Raw genomic sequence first — 17,225 nt, 5'->3', positions numbered from 1 at the left:
GCCGTACACAGTGGAGGCCAGCCTCTACCATGGACACATGAGCGTCAATCTGGCCGAGGAGCTCCTGCTGCTGGGCTACGAAGACGACGGCACGCCGACCTCCGACTCCGGCACCCTCGACTACGGGCTCGCCGGTGCGGTCCTGGTCGAACTCGCCGCAGCCGGCCGGGTCCGCCTCGACCGCGGGCGGGTCCGCGTCGACCAACCCGGCCCGACCGGCGACCCCGTGCTCGACCACGGGCTGCGGGCCATCGCGAGCTACGGCCGCGACGCCACCCCGGATGAGCTGCTCGACGGGCTCCGCAGCGGGTTGCGCGACGTCGTCCTCGACCGGCTGATCGACCGCGGGGTGTTGCGGCGCGAGCGGCATCGGGTGTTGCTGGTGCCGAGCACCCGCTTTCCGTCGACCAACGGTGGCGAGCCGGCGCCGGAGACCGAGACCCGTGGCCGGCTGGCCGCGCTGTTGGCGGGCGCGCCCGCCGATGCCCGCACCCACGCGTTGGCCACGCTCGCCCTCGCCGCGGGGCTGACCGCGTCGGCCTTTCCCGGCGTCGCGCGTGGCGACATCGAGCGGCGGCTGGCGGCGCTTCCCGACCCGTGGCCGGCGGCGGCCGTGCGCACGCTGCTCGACGAGGTCCAGGTGTCGATCATCGCGATCACCACGATGTTCATGACCGGCAGCAATTAGGGCCGCGGCTCGGACCACTCCACGTCGATGACCCGGCCGTCGGTGGCCTCGATCGCGGCCGCGTAGACCTCGAGGACCCGGAGGGCGACCACCGGCCAGTCGTAACCGGCCACGACGGAGTTCGCGTTCTCCACCAGCGCCGCCCGGCCGGGTGGATCGTCCAGAAGGGACGCCAGCGTGTCGCGCAGCGCGACCGCGTCGCCCGTCGGGACCAGGCGGCCGGCCCGGCCTCCGTCCAGGACGCGGCGGAACGCGTCGAGGTCGCTGGCCACCACCGCCGTACCCGCGGCCATCGCCTCGGTCAAAATCATCCCGAACGACTCGCCGCCGATGTTGGGTGCGACATAGAGGTCGACGCTGCGCAGCATCCGGGCCTTGTCCTGCTCGGACACCAGACCTAGGTAGGTAACCCGGTCCCGCAGCGCATGCGGGATCCCCTCCAGCAGGTCGTCGAGGTCGCCGGGCCCGGCGACCAGCAGGCGCAGCCCGGGCCGCGAGGCCGCCAAGGCGACGAACGCGTCGCGCAGCACCGGGAAACCCTTGCGCTGCTCGGTAAACCGGCCGAGAAAGCCCAGCGAACCACCGGTGCCCGGCCATCCGTCCAATGGGGTCGCACCGGCATAGCGCGCGACCGTCACCCCGTTGGGGATCTCGACCGCGCCGCCGTCGAGGTGCTCCACCTGGACCTTGCGGGCCAACTCGCTGACCGCGATCCGGGCCGTGATGCGTTCGAGCACCAGGCGCAGCACGCCCTGCGCGACCGACAGCGCGCGCGACCGGGTCATCGCCGTGTGGAACGTCGCCACCACCGGGCCGCGGCTGTTGAGCACCGCGAGCATCGACAGGCTCAGCGCCAGCGGTTCGTGCACGTGCAGCACGTCGAAATCGCCGCGGGCCAGCCAGCGGCGGACCCGGGCGCTGGAGACCGGGCCGAAGGTGATCCGGGCCACCGAACCGTTGTAGGGAAAGCGGACCGAGCGACCGGCGGGAACCACGAACGGGGGAAGGTCGGCCTCGTCGTCGGCCGGTGCCAGCACGCTCACCTCGTGGCCCAGGCCGATCAGGGCCTCGGCGAGGTCGAGGATGTGGTTCTGCACGCCGCCCGGCACGTCGAAGGAGTATGGGCTGACGATGCCGATCCGCATCCTGCCCACCTCCTCAGGCCTCCGCTGTCGGCGGCGCCGGCTTGTCGAGCCAGACCCGCTGGAGCATGTGCCAGTCCTGCGGGTGGCGGGCGATCGCCGCCTCGAAGCCGGTGGCCATCCGCTGGGTCACCACCGCGACCCTTTCCCGCAGCGTTCCCGTTTCCGGGCCGGGTATCTCCAGCGGCGGGTTGATGTAGCCCCGGGTCGACTTCTCGTCGTACCAGACGTCGATCACCAGCAACGGCAGACCCGTCTGGATCGCGAGCAACGCCGGACCGGGCGCCATCCGGGTGCGCCCGCCGAAGAACTCGACCTCGACACCGCGCTTGGACAGGTCACGGTCGGCCAGCAGCGGGATCACGGCACCGCCACGCAGCTTCTCGGCCAGGATGTCGAACGGGGGTCGCTCGCCACCGGTCGCCGGGATGATTTCGAAGCCCATGCCCTCCCGGTATTCGACGAACCGCTTGTAGACCGACTCCGGCTTGAGTCGCTCGGCGACCGTGACGAGCTGCCAGCCGTTGGCGGTCACCCAGGCACCGGCGACGTCCCAGTTGCCCGAGTGGTTGAGCGCCATGATGACGCCGCCCTCGCTGAGCAACTTCTTCAACATGTCGACGTTGCCGACCTGGAAGTCGTCGAGGTGCTGCTGGTGGCTGCGGGAGGGAAGACGAAAGGCTTCCTTCCAATAGCGGGCGTACGAACGCAGCCCGGCCAAGGTGAGCGCGTCCAGCTCTTCGTCGGGCATCTCCGGACCGACCACCCGGCGCAGGTTGCCGCGCAGTCGCTGAGTACCCGGGCCGTTCTTGCGGTGCGCATAGCCGGCGGCGCGATTGAACAGGCCGCGGGCGACCGGCTCCGGCATCCCGCGAACCAGCGCCCAGCCTGCCGCGTAACCCAGGTCTGCGGCGTTCACGATCCCGCCTCGGCGGCCCGGGCACGGTCTGCCGCGTCGGCCGCTTCCGCCTGCTTGTACACGTACGCCATGCGTTGCCAGATCGTGATCACCGAAACGGCGGCGAGGAACCAGACGGCCGCCGCCAACCCCCATTCGAGGCCGAAACCGCTCAGCAGGCCGCCGATGCCGATGATGATCAGCCGCTCGGCGCGTTCGGCGATGCCGACGTTGGCTTTCAGGCCCAGGCCCTCGGCGCGGGCCTTCACATACGACACGACCGCCCCGGTGACCAGGCAGATGATGCCGCCGACCACGCCCCACTGGTCGTGTCGCTGGGCCAGGATGTAGATCACCGTGCCGACCACCGCGCCGTCGGCGATCCGGTCCATCGTCGAGTCGAGCAACGCGCCGAAGCGCGTCGAGCCGCCGCTGAGCCGCGCCATCGTGCCGTCGACCAGGTCGACCAACGCGAAGAACGTGACGACCAGCGCACCGGCGACAAGGAACCCTTGAGCACCCAGACCGATGGATCCGCCGAGCACGCCGACGGTCCCCGCGACTGTGACCTGATTGGGGGTAACACCCCAAGCGATCAGTCGCCGGGCAACGGGTTCGATGACGTGGGCCATCGCGGCCCGCGCTGACACCTGGAAGATCTTCGCCATGGCGGTCCCACGATAACGGTGCCGTGGCCCGGACGATACGGTGCCCGCTGTTCCCGGGCGGGTCGTCCGTCACTCCCTCACCTTTAGCGTCGGGGTTGTGTACGGCGGGTTGCGGGTGTGGGATCGGAAGATGACGTGAGCTAGCTCACCCAGGGAGGTCCCCATGGCTCAGAAGGCTCAGGAGAAGGGAGTCACCGGCCCCGCGCCGGTGGTGGATGAGCCCGGCAGGGTTCGCAACGTGGTGCTCGTCGGGCATTCCGGGTCGGGAAAGACGACCCTCGCCGAAGCACTGCTGGCCGCGACCGGAGCGATCAGTCGCGCCGGTTCGGTGACCGAGGGCACCACGACCTGTGATCACGACCCGGCCGCGGTCAAACAGCAGCGGTCGGTCACTCTCGCCGCGGCGCCGTTCCTCCACGACGGCGTGAAGGTCAACCTGCTCGACAGCCCCGGCTACGCCGACTTCGTCGGTGAGTTGCGCGCCGGGTTGCGTGCCGCCGACGCGGCGCTGTTCGTGGTGCCGGCCGCCGACGGGATGGACGCGGCGACCGCGGCGCTGTGGGAGGAATGCGCGAGCGTCGGCATGCCGCGCGCCGTCGCGGTGACCCGCCTCGACCACCAGCGCGCCGACTTCGACGAGACGGTCGCGCTGTGCCAGCGGGTGTTCGGCGACAACGTACTCCCGTTGTATCTGCCCATGCTCGGCGACGACGGCGTCTCGACCGTCGGCCTGCTCGGCCTGATCACGCAGCGGGTGTTCGACTACAGCAACGGCTATCCGCCCGAGGTGCGCGACCCCGATCCCGAGCACCTGCCGGCGATCGCCGAGGCGCGCAACGAACTGATCGAGGGGATCATCGCCGAGAGCGAAGACGAGACGCTGATGGAGCGTTACCTCGAGGGCGAGCAGATCGACACCGAGGTGCTCATCAACGACCTGGAGACCGCGGTCGCCCGGGGACACTTCTACCCGGTGATCCCGATCTGCGCCGAGAGCAAGGTCGGCATCGACGCCTTGCTCGAGGTGCTGACCGCCGCGTTCCCGTCGCCGCTCGAGCACGACCTGCCGGTGGTCACCGGCGTCGACGGCTCGCCGCGCCCGCCGCTGACCTGCGACCCCAACGGCCCGCTGGTGGCCGAGGTGGTCAAGACGACGGTCGACCGGCACGTCGGCCGGGTCTCGCTGGTGCGGGTCTTCTCCGGCACGCTGCGCCCAGAGGCGGTCGTGCATATCTCCGGCCACGGCATGGAGCAGCGCGGCCACCCCGACCACGACTCCGACGAGCGGATCGCACACATCTACTCGCCGCTGGGTTCGGCGCTGCGCGAGATCTCCGAGTGCATCGCCGGCGACATCTGCGCGATCACCAAGTCGGGCAGTGCCGAGACCGGCGACACGATCTCGTCGAAGGACGAGCCGCTGCTGATGTCGCCGTGGGAGATGCCGGAGCCGCTGCTGCCGGTCGCCGTCGTGGCGAAGACCCGGTCCGATGAGGACACCCTGGCCAAGAACCTCGGCCGGCTGGTGGCCGGCGACCCGACCATGCGCCTGGAGCGCAACCCGGAGACGCATCAGATGGTCCTCTGGTGCATGGGCGAGGCACACGCCGACGTCGTGCTCGACCGGTTGCGCGGCGGAGGGGCGGAGATCGAGACCGAGCCCGTACGCGTCGCGCTGCGCGAGACGTTCGTCGCCGGTGCCAAGGGCCATGGCCGGCACGTGAAGCAGTCCGGCGGCCACGGCCAATACGCCGTCTGCGACATCGAGGTCGAGCCGCTGGAGCGCGGTTCCGGCTTCGAGTTCGCCGACAAGGTGGTCGGTGGCGCGGTGCCGCACAACTACATCCCGTCCGTGGAGAAGGGCGTGCGCGCCCTGATGGAGCGCGGGATAGTGGCCGGCTACCCGGTCGTCGACCTCAAGGTGACCCTGACCGACGGCAAGGCGCACAGCGTCGACTCGTCGGACGCGGCGTTCCAGACGGCCGGCCAGATGGCGCTCAAGGACGCGGCGGAGAAGGGCCTGGTGACCCTGCTGGAGCCGGTCGACGAGATCATCATCCGGATCCCCGACGCCTACGTCGGCGCGGTGATGTCAGACATGTCGAGCCGGCGCGGGCGGGTGCTCGGCACCGAGCCCGACCAGGTCGGCGTCGAACGCACCCTGGTCCGCGCGGAGGTGCCGGCGACCGAGCTGGTGCGCTATGCCGTCGAGCTGCGCTCGATGACCTCGGGGGCGGGCACGTTCGCGCGCACGTTCGCGCGGTACGAGCCGATGCCCAGCCATCTCGCTGAGGCGGTGCGCAAGGAGCACGCGGCGCACTGAGGCTCTGGCCGGCTTGGTCTTGGTCGGCGCGGCGGCTTCGTCCTGGCCGCCGCGCCGCTCATTTCTTGTCGGTGGTCCTTCCTAGACTCTGTCCCATGGAAGCGTCGGAGATCGGGCCGCGGCGGCTGCACCAGCAGCACCTCGCCGGTCCCGCGTGCGCCGACCCGGTGGCGGCGGTGCGCCGGCTGGGTTGCGTGCAGGCCCAGGAATATGCCGTGGCCAAGTGGTCGCTGGGCCAACGGTGCGCGCCCGGTGTCACCGACGCCGACGTGCAGCGGTTGCTCGACGACGGCACCATCCTGCGCACCCACATCCTCCGGCCGACCTGGCACTTCGTGCTCGGCGAGGAGCTGGGCTGGATCCAGGCGGTGACCGCGCATCGGGTGCACGTCTTCAACGGCCACTACAACCGCATGCACGGCCTCGACGCGGCCACCGTCGCGGCCACCACCAAGGTGATCACCGACGCCCTGCGCGGTGGCAATCACCTGACCCGCAACGAGCTTTCCGCCGCCCTGGCCGACGCCGGCTTCTCCGCCACCGGCAACAAGCTGGCCTACGTGGTGATGTTCGCCGAGCTCGACGGGCTGATCGCCAACGGTGTGCAGCGCGGGAAGCAACACACCTACGCGCTGGTCGAGGAGCGGGTGCCGGCGCCTCGGCGGCTCGATCCGAAGGAAGGGCTGGCGGAGCTGACCCGCCGCTACTTCACCAGCCACGGGCCGGCAACGATCAAAGACTTCGCGTGGTGGTCGAGCCTGACGGTGGCCGAGATCAAACGCGGCATCGCCGCCTGCGGCGCGGCCCTGACCAGTGCCGAGGTCAACGGCCGCACGCTGTGGTCCGCGGCCGACGCCCCGCCGCCCGCTCCCCCACCGCCGGCGGCGCTGTTGCAGGGCTACGACGAATACGTGGTCGCCTACAGCGACACGAAGTTCGCCTACAACCTGGCAGGCGCCTCGGCGAAGCCCGGCCAATACACGGAAAACATGATGTTCCACCCGATCGCCTTCGACGGCCAGATCGGCGCCTTCTGGCGCCGCAAGGCGGCGCCAAAACGGATCGCCGTGGAGATCGACCTGCTGGTCGACCCAACCACCCGGCAACGCGAGGCCCTGAAGGCTGAAATCGACCGCTACGAAGCCTTCGCGGGGTTGCCAGTGACCGTTTCGTTCGTCTGATCGCCCGTCGCACGGCGAGGTAGTCCCTCTTCGTGCGCCGTGCGAGCGCGTGTCGGCCTGACCGGCAACGGCCCTGCCACTGTTGCCGCGTCCGCGGGCGGGTTCAGAGGTGTTGGCGGTTCTACCGCCTTGCCTTGGTCTTGCGCTCACGACCACGCACGGCCCCACAACCAGGCCGCCTCTGCCCCCGCGCGTCTTGCCCTCACAACCGCGCGAGGCGCCCAACCCCCGCCGGCGCCACCGCCGCGCCGGTCTTGCCCTCACAACCGCGCACCGCGCCCAACCGAAACCGGCGCCACCGCCGCGCCCGGTCTTGCCCTCACAACCGCGCGCCGCGCCCAACCGAAACCGGCGCCACCGCCGCGCCCGGTCTTGCCCTCACAACCGCGCGCCACGCCCAACCGAAACCGGCGCCACCGCCGCGCCGGCCTCGCGCTCACAACCGCTCACCGCGCCACATCCTGGGGGGCTCTGCCTCCGCGCGTCTTGCGCTCGCGACCGCGCGCCGCGGCACAGCCCGGCCGCCTTAGCCGGCGCGCTTCTGGGCTCGCACCGCCGCATCATCCGCCCGGCGCTACCTCGGAGGTCTTGCGCTCTCCACCGCGCGTCGCAGCACAACCCGGGCGCTCGACCGCGGCGCGCTGGCCTTGCTCTTGCCGCGTGACCGGGCATCGGGCCGCAACCAGTCGGCTCCACCGACAGGCGCCGGCCTTGGTCTTGCACTCGGTGCCACGTGGCGCACACAACCAGGCGCTCTTATCGCGGCGCGTTGGCCCTGGTCTTGCCGCTCACCGCGCATCGCGCCGCAACCGGTCGGCTCTACCGGCGGGAGCCGGCCTTCGCCTTGCGCGCGGGGCCGCGTGGCGCGGCGGCGCGCTCCGTGTCGCGGCGGCGGCGCAACATCAATGCCAGCACGGCGACGACGACGCCGCCCACCGCGGCGACACCGATCAACAGCCAAGCGGTGCCGCTGCTGGATTTGGTTGCCGCGGCCGAGCCCGAGGCGGCCAACGGCGTGGGCGCGTCGCAGTTGCTGGTCTGGGTGTTGTTGCTGGCGCCGACCTGGAACGAAGCCGCGCACGTCCGCGCGATCGGTGGTCCAAACTCGACAGTCACGTTCCACGAGCCGGCCGGCAGCGTGCTCATGTAGACCAGCGTTCCCGGCGCCGACGACTGCACCAGCTTCGCCGGCGCGATCGCGGTGCCGTCGGTCTCGCGGGCGCTCAGGCTCGCGTCGATGAACCCGTCGTAGGGGTGGCCGTCGTCGGAGGTGACGCTGACCCAGACCGAGCCTCGGCCGTCGCTGTTGACGGCGATTTTCGCACCGCCGTGCGCGGCGGCCGGTGACGACCAGAGCAGCGCGCTCACGAGGGCGACGGCAGCGGCGAGCAGTAGGCCGGCGGGGCGGCGGAGCGTCGGCTTCACCGCGCCAGTATCGCCGGCCGTCGATCGTTGCGGAAGAGCCGGCGCAGCCGCTCATCTCACCCCTGTCGGCGCAGAGGCGGCGTTGGGCGGCCGCCAGCAAAAGCCGCAGACCGGCCAGGACCGGCGAATCGGGCGGCGCGAAAGCCGCGGGCCAACTGGGTCGCCGCCGCAGAGGCGGCGTCGGCCGGCCGGCAGCAAAAGCCGCAGACCGGCCAGGCGAATGGGGCGGCGCGAAGCCGCGGGCCAACCGGGTCGCCGCCGCAGAGGCGGCGTCGACCGGCCGGCAGCAAAAGCCGCAGACCGGCCAGGCGAATGGGGCGGCGCGAAGCCGCGGGCCAACCGGGTCGCCGCCGGCGGGGGCGGCTCAGTCGTCGTCGGAGCGGCGCTTCTGGCGGCGGCGGGCGACCGGCTCGCGTGCCAGCCGGCCAACCAGGCCGAACCGGCTCACCTGCTTCTCCGGCGCGTCGGGGTCGCGCAGCAGCATGACCACGCTGGCGCCGCCGAGCTGGGCCCGGTCGATGCTGACCGAGCCGTGCGCCGTCAGGGTGACCCGCTTCGCGATGTCCAAGCCCAGGCCGGTCGAACCGCGGTCGCTTGCTCCCCGGCGCAACGCCCGCTCCGGGTTGGCGATGCCGGGGCCGGCGTCGTCGACCCGCACCGCGACATAGCCGTCGCGGCGGGAGATCGCCACCTCGAATGCCGTGCTCTGCGGCGTGTAGCGGAACACGTTGCCGATCACCGCGTCCAACGCGGCCGCCAGCTCCGCCCGGGGCACCGGCACCTGGATCCGGGTGTGCGCGCCCACCACGCGGTGCGGGCGGTTCTGGTCGTCGGCGAGTTGCGACCAGAAGACCATCCGCTCGCGGACCACCTCGCTCGCGTCGCAGCTGCCGGGGCCGGCGTCCTGCGAAATTGTCTTGCGGGTGGTCTTGATCAGCACGTCGATCTCGCCCTCGAGGGTGACGATCGCCTGGCGGATGCGGCGGATCGTGCGCCGCCGGTCGAGCTCCGCCTCGCTGAACGAGCCGATGCTGGTGTCGTCGGAATCCAACGCGTCGGCGTCCAACCGCAGGACCGTCAAAGGGGTACGCAACCGGTGCGACAGGTCGGCCACCAGCTCGAACTCGTCGGTGCGGGTGACGCTGAGCCGCTCGGCCATCCGGTTGAAGGCCAGCCCCGCCTCGGCCAGCTCGCGCGGGCCGCTCGGCCGGACCCGGGAGTTGAGGTCGCCGTCTCCCAGTCCTACGGCCGCCTTGGCCAGGGTGCGGGCCGCCGTCACCGCCCGGCCGGCGATCCGGTCGACGACGATCACCGTCACGATGACCAGGGCCAGGGCGATGCCGAAGAGGATCAACCAGGTGCGTCCCGAGCCGCCCCGCAAGGCCGCGTCGGAGACGAACACCTCGATCACGGCGATGCGGTCGCCGACCTTGACCGGCTCGAGTCGCAGGGCGCCGCCGTCGATCTCGACCACGATCGGCTCCGTGCCGGCCGAGGCCCGCTCGATGTCGACGCCCGCGGCGCGTGACTTCGTGCCCGTCTCGATGCCGTGCACGTGGATGTCGCCGCCGGCGGCGTCGATCGCCGTATTGAGGCGGGAGGTGTCGGTGGTGACTGCCAGGGCGCCGGCCACGATGCCGCTGCGCCGCGCGGCTCCGGCCAGCGCGTCGTCACGGTTGTCGCGTTGCACGGCGATGCCGAGCGGGATCAGGAAAACGAGGGCGACGATCGTCGTCATGCCAGCCGCCAGCGCGGCCAGCGCCGGCCTCAGTCGGGGGCCACCAGCCGGAAGCCGACCCCCCGCACGGTGCGCAGGTAGCGGGGTTTCGCCGCGGACTCGCCCAGCTTGCGGCGCAGCCAATAAAGATGAACGTCGATCGTCTGGTCCTCGCCGACTGACGGTTGCCGCCATACCTCCTCCAACAACTCCCGGCGGGAGACTACCCGGCCCGGGCGTGCCGCGAGGTAGGCCAACAGGTCGAACTCTTTGCGGGTCAGCGCGAGCGCCGCCCCGTCGAGGGCCGCGCTGCGCTCGCCGACGTCGACGCGCAGGCCACCGACCTCGTGCACGGCCGGTGCGACGGTGCGGCTGGCGCGACCGACCCGGCGCAGCACCGTGGTGATGCGGGCGTCGAGGTGTGCGCCGGTGAACGGCTTGACCATGTAGTCGTCGGCGCCGGCCCGCAGCAGCCGGACGATGCCCTGCTCGTCGTCGCGCGCGGTGGCGATGATGATGGGCACGTCGGTGATGCCGCGGAGCATCCGCAGCGCGTCGGCGCCGTCGAGGTCGGGCAGGCCGAGGTCGAGCACGACCAGGTCAGGCGTCTCGGCCGCGACCCGGCGCAGGGCGTCGAGGGCGGTGCCGACGGCGTGGACGGCGTGGCCGCGGTCAGCGAGGGACCGCAGCATCGCGCCACGCACGACGTGGTCGTCTTCGACCAGAAGGACGGTGGCCACGTGAAGAACCTACTGCCCTTGGCAAGTCAGCGAGCGGCCACACTGTCCGTCATTCGCGGCGCTGCGCCCGAAAAGCCCGACTTACACCGTCTTATGAGGACATAGTGATCCGGTCGCTCGGGGCGAACGGCCATTCCTCGTATTCCCGACATCGCCCATCAGGGGCGAACCGCATGACCCAGAGGTCGCGGTATTCGTGCGGAGTCGGCTCCGCGTAGTGCACCTCGACCCGCACGACGGCGGTGTCACCGTCGACCGCGACGATCGAACTCGTCATCGTGAACGGCTCCGCCGCACCCTCCCGGGCCGCCTCCCACATCCGACCGATCGCGGCCAGCCCGACCACCGGCTCCTCGTAGGGGCCCTGCGAGTAACGCGCATCCTCAACGAAGATCGAAGCAAGAGCAGCGGTGCCCGGCGTACGCCAGACCTGCTCATAGGCTTCGATCCAGTCCTCTACCGTGGCCCGCGCGAGCGACTCATCCATGCCGGGGACCTTTACCCAAACGGCGACGGGTCATGAGCGAAACCGCCCATGACCCGCCGTCTTTCCCCCGAGAAACGCTTTACTACGCCGGTTCGATGATCACGTCCGGCTCCGCGGAAGGCGAAGGTGCCGGCGCCGGGCGGCGCACCGAGCGGAAGCTCAGCGCCACCACGACCAGGCCGAGCGCGATGATCACGGAGACCACGTTCGCGACGTTCATGCCGTGTACGAAGCTCACCGGGTCGGCCGTGCCCGCCGTGTTCTCCCGGCCCACCGCGGCGCCGAACACCGCGATCAGCACCGCGAGCCCGAGCGTCGCGCCGATCTGCTGCATGGTCTGGAGCACGCCGCTGGCCGCACCGGCCTCCTTCGGCTGCACCGAACCCATGATCACCGGGGTCAGCGGCACGAAGATCAGGCCGCCGCCGAGGCCGAGCAGGATCATCGGGCCGAGCAGCGCACCCGCGTACCCGCTGGTGGTGGAAAGTTGGGTCAGCCAGGCCAGACCGGCGACCATCAGCGGCGCGCCGACCAGGGCGAGCGGCCGCGGGCCGATCTTGGGGAGCAGCCGTGGCACGACCCGGGTCATCGCGAACATCGAACCCGCCATCGGCAGGAACGCGAGGCCCGTCTGGAGCGGGCCGAACCCGAGCACGATCTGGATGAACTGGGTCAGGAAGTAGAACGCAGACATCATCGCCGCCGGGCCCAGGAGGAACCCGACATAACCCACCGCCCGGTTGCGGTCCTTGAACAGCGACAGCGGCACCAGCGGCTGGGCGGAGCGAGCCTGGATGACCAGGAACGAGATCAGCAGCACCACGCCGACGCCCAGCGAACCGAGCGTCTCGCCGGCGGTCCAGCCGTGCGTGGAGGCGTGGATGAACCCGTAGACCAGGGCGCCGATGCCGAGCGTGGCGGTCAGCGCGCCGGGCCATTCGAGCCGGCCGGGGTGCCGCTCCGGCTCGCGGACGTGCCGGGGCGCGAGGAACACGGCGGCCAGGCCGAACGGGACGTTGATGAACAACACCCAGCGCCAGGACAGGGCGTCGGTGAGCACCCCGCCGACGATCAGCCCGATCGCGAAGCCGGCGCTGGCCATCGCCGAGAGCAGGGCGAGCGCCCGGATCCGCTGGCGGGGTTCGGTGAACGTGGTGGAGATCAACGCGATGGTGTTGGGGCCGGCCATGGCAGCGCCGACGCCCTGCGCGACGCGGGCCGCGAGCAGCCAGGTCGCCGAGGTGGCCAGGCCGCCGACCAGCGACGCGATCGTGAACAGCGCGATGCCGAAGACGAACATCCGGCGCCGGCCGAGGATGTCGCCGGCTCGGCCGCCGAGCAGCAACAGGCCACCGAAGGTCAGCGTGTACGCGTTGATCACCCAGGACAGGCCGGCGGTGGAGAAGCCCAGGCCCTCCTGGATGTGCGGGAGCGCGACGTTCATGACCGTGCCGTCGACGATCAGCATGAGTTGGGCGCTCACGATGATGAGCAGGGCGAGCCGGCCCGGTGCGCGGGCCTCGGCGCTGGAGCGCACGACGGCCGGTGCGGCAGTTTGGGTGGACAAGATTTCCCCCGAGCGGAGTGGTCTAAGCGGAGATGCTCTCCGGTTCTTACTGAGCTAGCATATGGAGGACGTCTCCGATTTCGCAACACTATCCGGAGACAGTCTCCGTTAATAGTGTGTTGCCCCACAGTGACCCGGGAGGTGGGTGCTGGTGACGACCGAACGGCCGCTGCGCGCCGACGCGCGGCGCAACCGCGAACGGGTCATGGTGGCGGCCCGCGACGCGTTCAGCGCCAACGGCGAGAAGGCGACGCTCGACGACATCGCCCGGCGCGCCGGGGTCGGCCCAGGCACCCTATACCGGCACTTTCCGGACCGCGAGTCGCTGCTCGAGGCGGTCTATCGCGACGAGATCGGCGCGCTGTGCACCCGCGGCGAGGCCCTCGCCAGTCGCGAAGACCCCAGCGAGGCGCTGGCCGAGTGGCTGCGGATGCAGTTCGACTACATCAAGACAAGGCGCGGGCTGGGCATCGCGGTCAAACAGATGCTCGGCACCGACTCGGCCACCATGATCGACTGCAAGACGATGATGCGGGTCGCGATCGGCGACCTGCTGCGGCGCGCACAGGAGTCCGGCGCCATCCGCAAGGAGGTCGAGCCCGACGACGTGCTGCGCCTGGTGCACGGCGTGGTGATGGCCACCGAGCACGCCCCCGAGTCGGCCGATCGCCTCCTCGGGTTCGTGCTCGACGGCCTGCGCCCACCCCGCTAGGCGGGCGTCCCGGGCATCTGGAGCACCCAGCGATAGGCCTGCACGAGGCCCGTGTCGAAGCCCGCGGCCGAGCCCCAGAGGAACAGCCGGAACCGGCGGTAGAGCGGCTCGCCCCACCGGGCCACGATCTCGTCGCGCCGCTCGTCGAGCCGCTTGGCCCACTCGCGGCAGGTCAGGTAGTAGTTGTGCCGGTCGTCGGCGACGCTGATCAGCTCGAACGGCGACCGGGACACGTGCCGCAGGTATTGGTGCAGCAGCAGCGGCGCCGAGTTGCCGGGGTAGATGTAGCGCTTCATGAACGTCGAGATGCCGTGCTTGCGGCGCATCGCCAGCGCGTCGAGGTAGACCCGGCCGCCCGGCCGGAGCAGCTCGGCGTATTTCGCCAGGGTGGTCTTGTAGTCGGGCAGGTGCTCGGTGACGCCCATGTTGACGATCGCGTCGAACTTCTGGTCGCTGTGGTAGCCGAAGATGTGCTGGCGGACCACGTTGACCGGGAGCTTCTCGCGGGCGAACAGGTCCTTGAGGTAGCGCTCCGACTCGACCGCCAGGGTCGTGGTGGTCACCTCGATGCCGCGTCGGGCCGCGTGCTCGGAGAACGCGCCCCAGCCGCCGCCCACCTCCAGCACCCGGTCGCCGGGCTTGACCTCGATCGCTTCGAGCGCGAGATCCATCTTGCGGGTCATCGCGTCTTCCAGCGGCTCGTCGTCACTGGCGAACACGCCCTCGGTGTAGCAGCGGTGCCGGGTGTCGAGGAAGCTCAGGAAGAACTCGCTGTCTTCGTCGTAGTGCTGCGAGATCGCCCGCCGGTCGTTTTCCTTGCGGCCCTGGACCAGGGCGGCCGGGGTGAACCGGGACAGGAAGGCGATCGGGTGGAAGTCGTTGAAGAAGCGGCGCATGCGTAGGGCGGCGGCGAGGTCGCCGTCGACGTCGAGCCAGCCGTGGAGGTAGGCGACGGCAACGCCGAACTGGTCGAGGCCGGCGAGCGCCTTGGCGCCCCGCTGGTCCTTGACGGTGATCGTGAACACCGGGTCTCCGGTGCCGAACACGTGTGCCTGCGCCCCCGCGGGGGCGACCGCGAACGGCACGGCAGGCTGGGTCGCGAAAAACGTCTGGTAGCGGCGCTGCAGCGCGGCGATCATGTCCGACGGGCTCACGAGCTGAATGTAACTCCCGGGTCCGGCTGGGCGCAGCGTCGCCAGGCGTGATGACTAGCATTTACCCAAACGTCCTACCGACCGAGGAGATCAGCGTGTCCGCATCCCGTACCCCCGCAATGGCCGACCCCGTCGTCGTCGCCGCGGGGACGACGGCGGCCGACACGGTGTCGGCGGCCGGGCTGCCGATGAGCGGCCCGAAGGCGATCGTGGTCGTGCGCGACGCCGAGGGCCGGCTGCGTGACCTCGACTGGGCGCCCGAGTCCGACGCCACGGTGACCCCGGTGGCCATCGACGAGCCCGACGGCCTCAACGTGCTCCGGCACTCCGCCGCACACGTGCTCGCGCAGGCTGTGCAGGATGTGTTTCCCGAGGCCAAGCTGGGCATCGGCCCGCCGATCGAAAACGGCTTCTACTACGACTTCGACGTGGCCAAGCCGTTTCAGCCCGACGACCTCAGCAAGCTCGAGAAGCGCATGCAGGAGATCATCAAGTCGGGGCAGCGCTTCCGCCGGCGCCGGTTCGCCTCGGTCGAAGAGGCCCGCACCGAGCTCGCCGACGAGCCCTACAAGCTCCAGCTCGTCGATATCAAGGGCACCGGCGAGCTCGACTCCGAGGAGACCGTCGAGGTCGGCGGCGGCGAGCTGACGATCTACGACAACGTCGACGCGGAGAGCGGCAAGACCTGCTGGTCCGACCTGTGCCGTGGCCCACACCTGCCGAGCACCCGGCTGATCGGCGCGTTCAGGCTGATGCGCTCGGCCGCCGCCTACTGGCGCGGTTCCGAGAAGAACCCCCAACTGCAGCGGGTGTACGGGACGGCGTGGCCGACCCGCGACGCGCTCAAGGCATACCTGAAGCTGCTCGAAGAGGCCGCCAAGCGCGACCACCGCAAGCTCGGCGCCGACCTGGACCTCTTCTCGTTCCCGGACGAGATCGGCTCGGGGCTCGTGGTGTTCCACCCCAAGGGTGGGATCATCCGCCGCGAGATGGAGAACTACTCGCGGCAGCAGCACGAGATCTCCGGCTACGAGTTCGTCAACACCCCGCACATCACCAAGGGGCAGCTCTTCGAGACCTCGGGCCACCTGCCCTACTACAAGGACACGATGTTCCCGCCGATGCAGCTCGAAGGCGCGGAATACTTCCTCAAGCCGATGAACTGCCCGATGCACAACCTGATCTACAAGGCCCGCGGTCGGTCCTACCGGGAGCTGCCGCTGCGGATGTTCGAGTTCGGCTCGGTCTACCGCTACGAGAAGTCGGGCGTCGTGCACGGCCTGACCCGGGTGCGCGGGCTCACGATGGACGACGCGCACATCTACACCACCAAGGAGCAGATGCCGGGCGAGCTGCGGTTCCTGCTCAAGTTCGTGCTCGACCTGCTGCGCGACTACGGCCTCGAAGACTTCTATCTCGAGCTGTCGACCAAGGACGACTCGCCCAAGTTCATCGGTGACGACGCCGACTGGGCGGAGGCGACCGCCGAGCTCGAGTCCGCGGCCCGCGAGTCCGGCCTGGAACTGGTGCCCGACCCGGGCGGCGCGGCGTTCTACGGCCCGAAGATCTCGGTGCAGGCCCGCGACGCGATCGGCCGCACCTGGCAGATGTCGACCATCCAGGTCGACTTCAACCAGCCCAAGCGGTTCGGCCTGGAATACCAGGCGGCCGACGGCACCCGGCAGCAACCGGTCATGATCCACCGTGCGCTGTTCGGCTCGATCGAGCGCTTCTTCGGCATCCTGACCGAGCACTACGCGGGCGCGTTCCCGGCCTGGCTGGCGCCGGTGCAGGTGATCGGCATCCCGATCCGCGACGACCACGGCGCCTACCTGCAGTCGTTCGTCGACGCGCTCAAGGCCGAGGGGATCCGGGCCGAGGTCGACGGCTCCGACGACCGGATGCAGAAGAAGATCCGCACCGCGCAGCAGCAGAAGATCCCGTTCATGGCGATCGCGGGCGACGACGACGTGTCCGGTTCGACCGTCTCGTTCCGCTACCGCGACGGCTCGCAGCGCAACGGCGTGCCGCTGGCCGAGGCCGTCGCGCATGTGGTCGAGGTGGTCCGGTCGCGCACCAACGTCTCACCCTCGGCGGCCTGACCTCACATTCCGGGGAGCTACGTCGTCGGTTGAAGCGAAACGACGCTCTCCGGAAGGAACATCTGTGTTCGCCGCTTACGTCACGCTCACCATCCTGGCCTCGGCATTCACCGCCATCGCCGCCTTCACCTACCTGACCGGCCACGACTATCCCAAGGCCCAGTTGGACATGAAGCGGCTGCCGCACTCGTGGATGCCGAGGCTGGGCACGGTGCTGGCGGCGGGCTCCGTGGGCCTGCTGGTCGGGTTCGCGGTGCCGTTGGTGTGCACCCTGGCCAGCGCCGGCCTCGTGCTCTACTTCGTCGGCGCGCTCATCGCCCACCTGCGGGTCGGCTCCCGCAACCTGGTCGGGTGGGCCGTGTTCTTCGTGACCGTGGTCGCCGAGTTGGTGGTGAGCCTGAGCTACCACGGCGTCTGGTGA

The 17,225-nt window shown here is 70.4% G+C and carries 15 protein-coding genes; 6 read left to right on the top strand and 9 right to left on the bottom strand.

Features of this window, described 5'->3' with window-relative positions; genetic code table 11:
* The first annotated feature begins 37 nt into the window (after positions 1–37).
* Positions 38–688 (top strand): GOLPH3/VPS74 family protein, encoded by a 651-nt coding sequence (locus DFJ67_RS23210; RefSeq protein ID WP_116069931.1) that lies wholly within the window; start codon positions 38–40, stop codon positions 686–688.
* Here DFJ67_RS23210 and DFJ67_RS23205 read toward each other — a convergent pair.
* Genes DFJ67_RS23205 through pgsA form a run of 3 tightly spaced genes read right to left on the bottom strand, consistent with a single transcriptional unit; the run spans position 685 to position 3,396 of the window.
* Positions 685–1,833, bottom strand: coding sequence for a glycosyltransferase family 4 protein (locus DFJ67_RS23205; protein WP_116069930.1), 1,149 nt, complete (start codon positions 1,831–1,833; stop codon positions 685–687). The genes DFJ67_RS23210 and DFJ67_RS23205 overlap by 4 nt on opposite strands.
* A 13-nt stretch (positions 1,834–1,846) precedes the next feature.
* Entirely contained in the window at positions 1,847–2,749 is a 903-nt protein-coding gene (locus DFJ67_RS23200; RefSeq protein ID WP_116069929.1) for a phosphatidylinositol mannoside acyltransferase, read from the bottom strand.
* Positions 2,746–3,396 carry a phosphatidylinositol phosphate synthase gene (pgsA, locus tag DFJ67_RS23195; protein WP_116069928.1) on the bottom strand — a complete coding sequence of 217 codons (651 nt, stop codon included), beginning with the start codon at positions 3,394–3,396 and terminating at the stop codon, positions 2,746–2,748. Before pgsA ends, DFJ67_RS23200 begins: the two co-directional genes overlap by 4 nt.
* A 163-nt stretch (positions 3,397–3,559) precedes the next feature.
* On the opposite strand from pgsA, the gene DFJ67_RS23190 reads away from it, so the two are divergent.
* Both DFJ67_RS23190 and DFJ67_RS23185 read left to right on the top strand, forming a co-directional pair.
* Positions 3,560–5,719 carry an elongation factor G-like protein EF-G2 gene (locus tag DFJ67_RS23190; protein ID WP_116069927.1) on the top strand — a complete coding sequence of 720 codons (2,160 nt, stop codon included), beginning with the start codon at positions 3,560–3,562 and terminating at the stop codon, positions 5,717–5,719.
* Between the two features lie 95 nt (positions 5,720–5,814).
* Positions 5,815–6,900 (top strand): winged helix DNA-binding domain-containing protein, encoded by a 1,086-nt coding sequence (locus DFJ67_RS23185; protein WP_116069926.1) that lies wholly within the window; start codon positions 5,815–5,817, stop codon positions 6,898–6,900.
* Positions 6,901–7,719: 819 nt separating this feature from the next.
* Here the strand turns inward: DFJ67_RS23185 and DFJ67_RS23180 are convergent.
* The 5 genes from DFJ67_RS23180 to DFJ67_RS23160 form a co-directional block, all read right to left on the bottom strand.
* The gene (locus tag DFJ67_RS23180; RefSeq protein ID WP_116069925.1) at positions 7,720–8,325 is read right to left on the bottom strand and encodes a hypothetical protein; all 606 of its coding nucleotides are present in this window, start codon (positions 8,323–8,325) and stop codon (positions 7,720–7,722) included.
* A 364-nt stretch (positions 8,326–8,689) separates the two neighbouring features.
* Positions 8,690–10,063, bottom strand: a complete 1,374-nt coding sequence (locus DFJ67_RS23175; RefSeq protein ID WP_116069924.1) for a HAMP domain-containing sensor histidine kinase — start codon at positions 10,061–10,063, stop codon at positions 8,690–8,692.
* 29 nt (positions 10,064–10,092) lie between these two features.
* Positions 10,093–10,782, bottom strand: coding sequence for a response regulator transcription factor (locus tag DFJ67_RS23170; RefSeq protein ID WP_116069923.1), 690 nt, complete (start codon positions 10,780–10,782; stop codon positions 10,093–10,095).
* Between the two features lie 91 nt (positions 10,783–10,873).
* The gene (locus DFJ67_RS23165) at positions 10,874–11,269 is read right to left on the bottom strand and encodes a YybH family protein (RefSeq protein WP_116069922.1); all 396 of its coding nucleotides are present in this window, start codon (positions 11,267–11,269) and stop codon (positions 10,874–10,876) included.
* A gap of 82 nt (positions 11,270–11,351) precedes the next feature.
* Positions 11,352–12,836, bottom strand: a complete 1,485-nt coding sequence (locus DFJ67_RS23160; RefSeq protein ID WP_239097383.1) for an MFS transporter — start codon at positions 12,834–12,836, stop codon at positions 11,352–11,354.
* A gap of 151 nt (positions 12,837–12,987) precedes the next feature.
* Here DFJ67_RS23160 and DFJ67_RS23155 point away from each other — a divergent pair, with 151 nt between their 5' ends.
* Positions 12,988–13,548 carry a TetR/AcrR family transcriptional regulator gene (locus DFJ67_RS23155; protein WP_116076573.1) on the top strand — a complete coding sequence of 187 codons (561 nt, stop codon included), beginning with the start codon at positions 12,988–12,990 and terminating at the stop codon, positions 13,546–13,548.
* Here the strand turns inward: DFJ67_RS23155 and DFJ67_RS23150 are convergent.
* On the bottom strand, positions 13,545–14,702 hold the full coding sequence (locus DFJ67_RS23150) for a class I SAM-dependent methyltransferase (RefSeq protein WP_239097382.1): 1,158 nt from the start codon (positions 14,700–14,702) through the stop codon (positions 13,545–13,547). The two genes, DFJ67_RS23155 and DFJ67_RS23150, sit on opposite strands and share 4 nt — an antisense overlap.
* Positions 14,703–14,797: 95 nt before the next feature.
* On the opposite strand from DFJ67_RS23150, the gene thrS reads away from it, so the two are divergent.
* Complete coding sequence (thrS, locus tag DFJ67_RS23145; RefSeq protein WP_116069920.1) at positions 14,798–16,804, top strand: threonine--tRNA ligase; 2,007 nt, start codon at positions 14,798–14,800, stop codon at positions 16,802–16,804.
* A gap of 64 nt (positions 16,805–16,868) precedes the next feature.
* The gene (locus tag DFJ67_RS23140) at positions 16,869–17,225 is read left to right on the top strand and encodes a DoxX family protein (protein ID WP_116069919.1); all 357 of its coding nucleotides are present in this window, start codon (positions 16,869–16,871) and stop codon (positions 17,223–17,225) included.

Source organism: Asanoa ferruginea (assembly GCF_003387075.1).
Classification (GTDB): Bacteria; Actinomycetota; Actinomycetes; order Mycobacteriales; family Micromonosporaceae; genus Asanoa; species Asanoa ferruginea.
This window is presented reverse-complemented; position numbering and strand designations above follow the sequence as displayed.

Bases quoted from the DNA above. Each gene is read 5' to 3' on its own strand.
- DFJ67_RS23165 (WP_116069922.1), bottom strand. From the start codon at position 11,269: ATGGATGAGTCGCTCGCGCGGGCCACGGTAGAGGACTGGATCGAAGCC.
- DFJ67_RS23205 (WP_116069930.1), bottom strand. From the start codon at position 1,833: ATGCGGATCGGCATCGTCAGCCCATACTCCTTCGACGTGCCGGGCGGC.
- pgsA (WP_116069928.1), bottom strand. From the start codon at position 3,396: ATGGCGAAGATCTTCCAGGTGTCAGCGCGGGCCGCGATGGCCCACGTC.
- DFJ67_RS23185 (WP_116069926.1), top strand. From the start codon at position 5,815: ATGGAAGCGTCGGAGATCGGGCCGCGGCGGCTGCACCAGCAGCACCTC.
- DFJ67_RS23175 (WP_116069924.1), bottom strand. From the start codon at position 10,063: ATGACGACGATCGTCGCCCTCGTTTTCCTGATCCCGCTCGGCATCGCC.
- DFJ67_RS23190 (WP_116069927.1), top strand. From the start codon at position 3,560: ATGGCTCAGAAGGCTCAGGAGAAGGGAGTCACCGGCCCCGCGCCGGTG.
- DFJ67_RS23210 (WP_116069931.1), top strand. From the start codon at position 38: ATGAGCGTCAATCTGGCCGAGGAGCTCCTGCTGCTGGGCTACGAAGAC.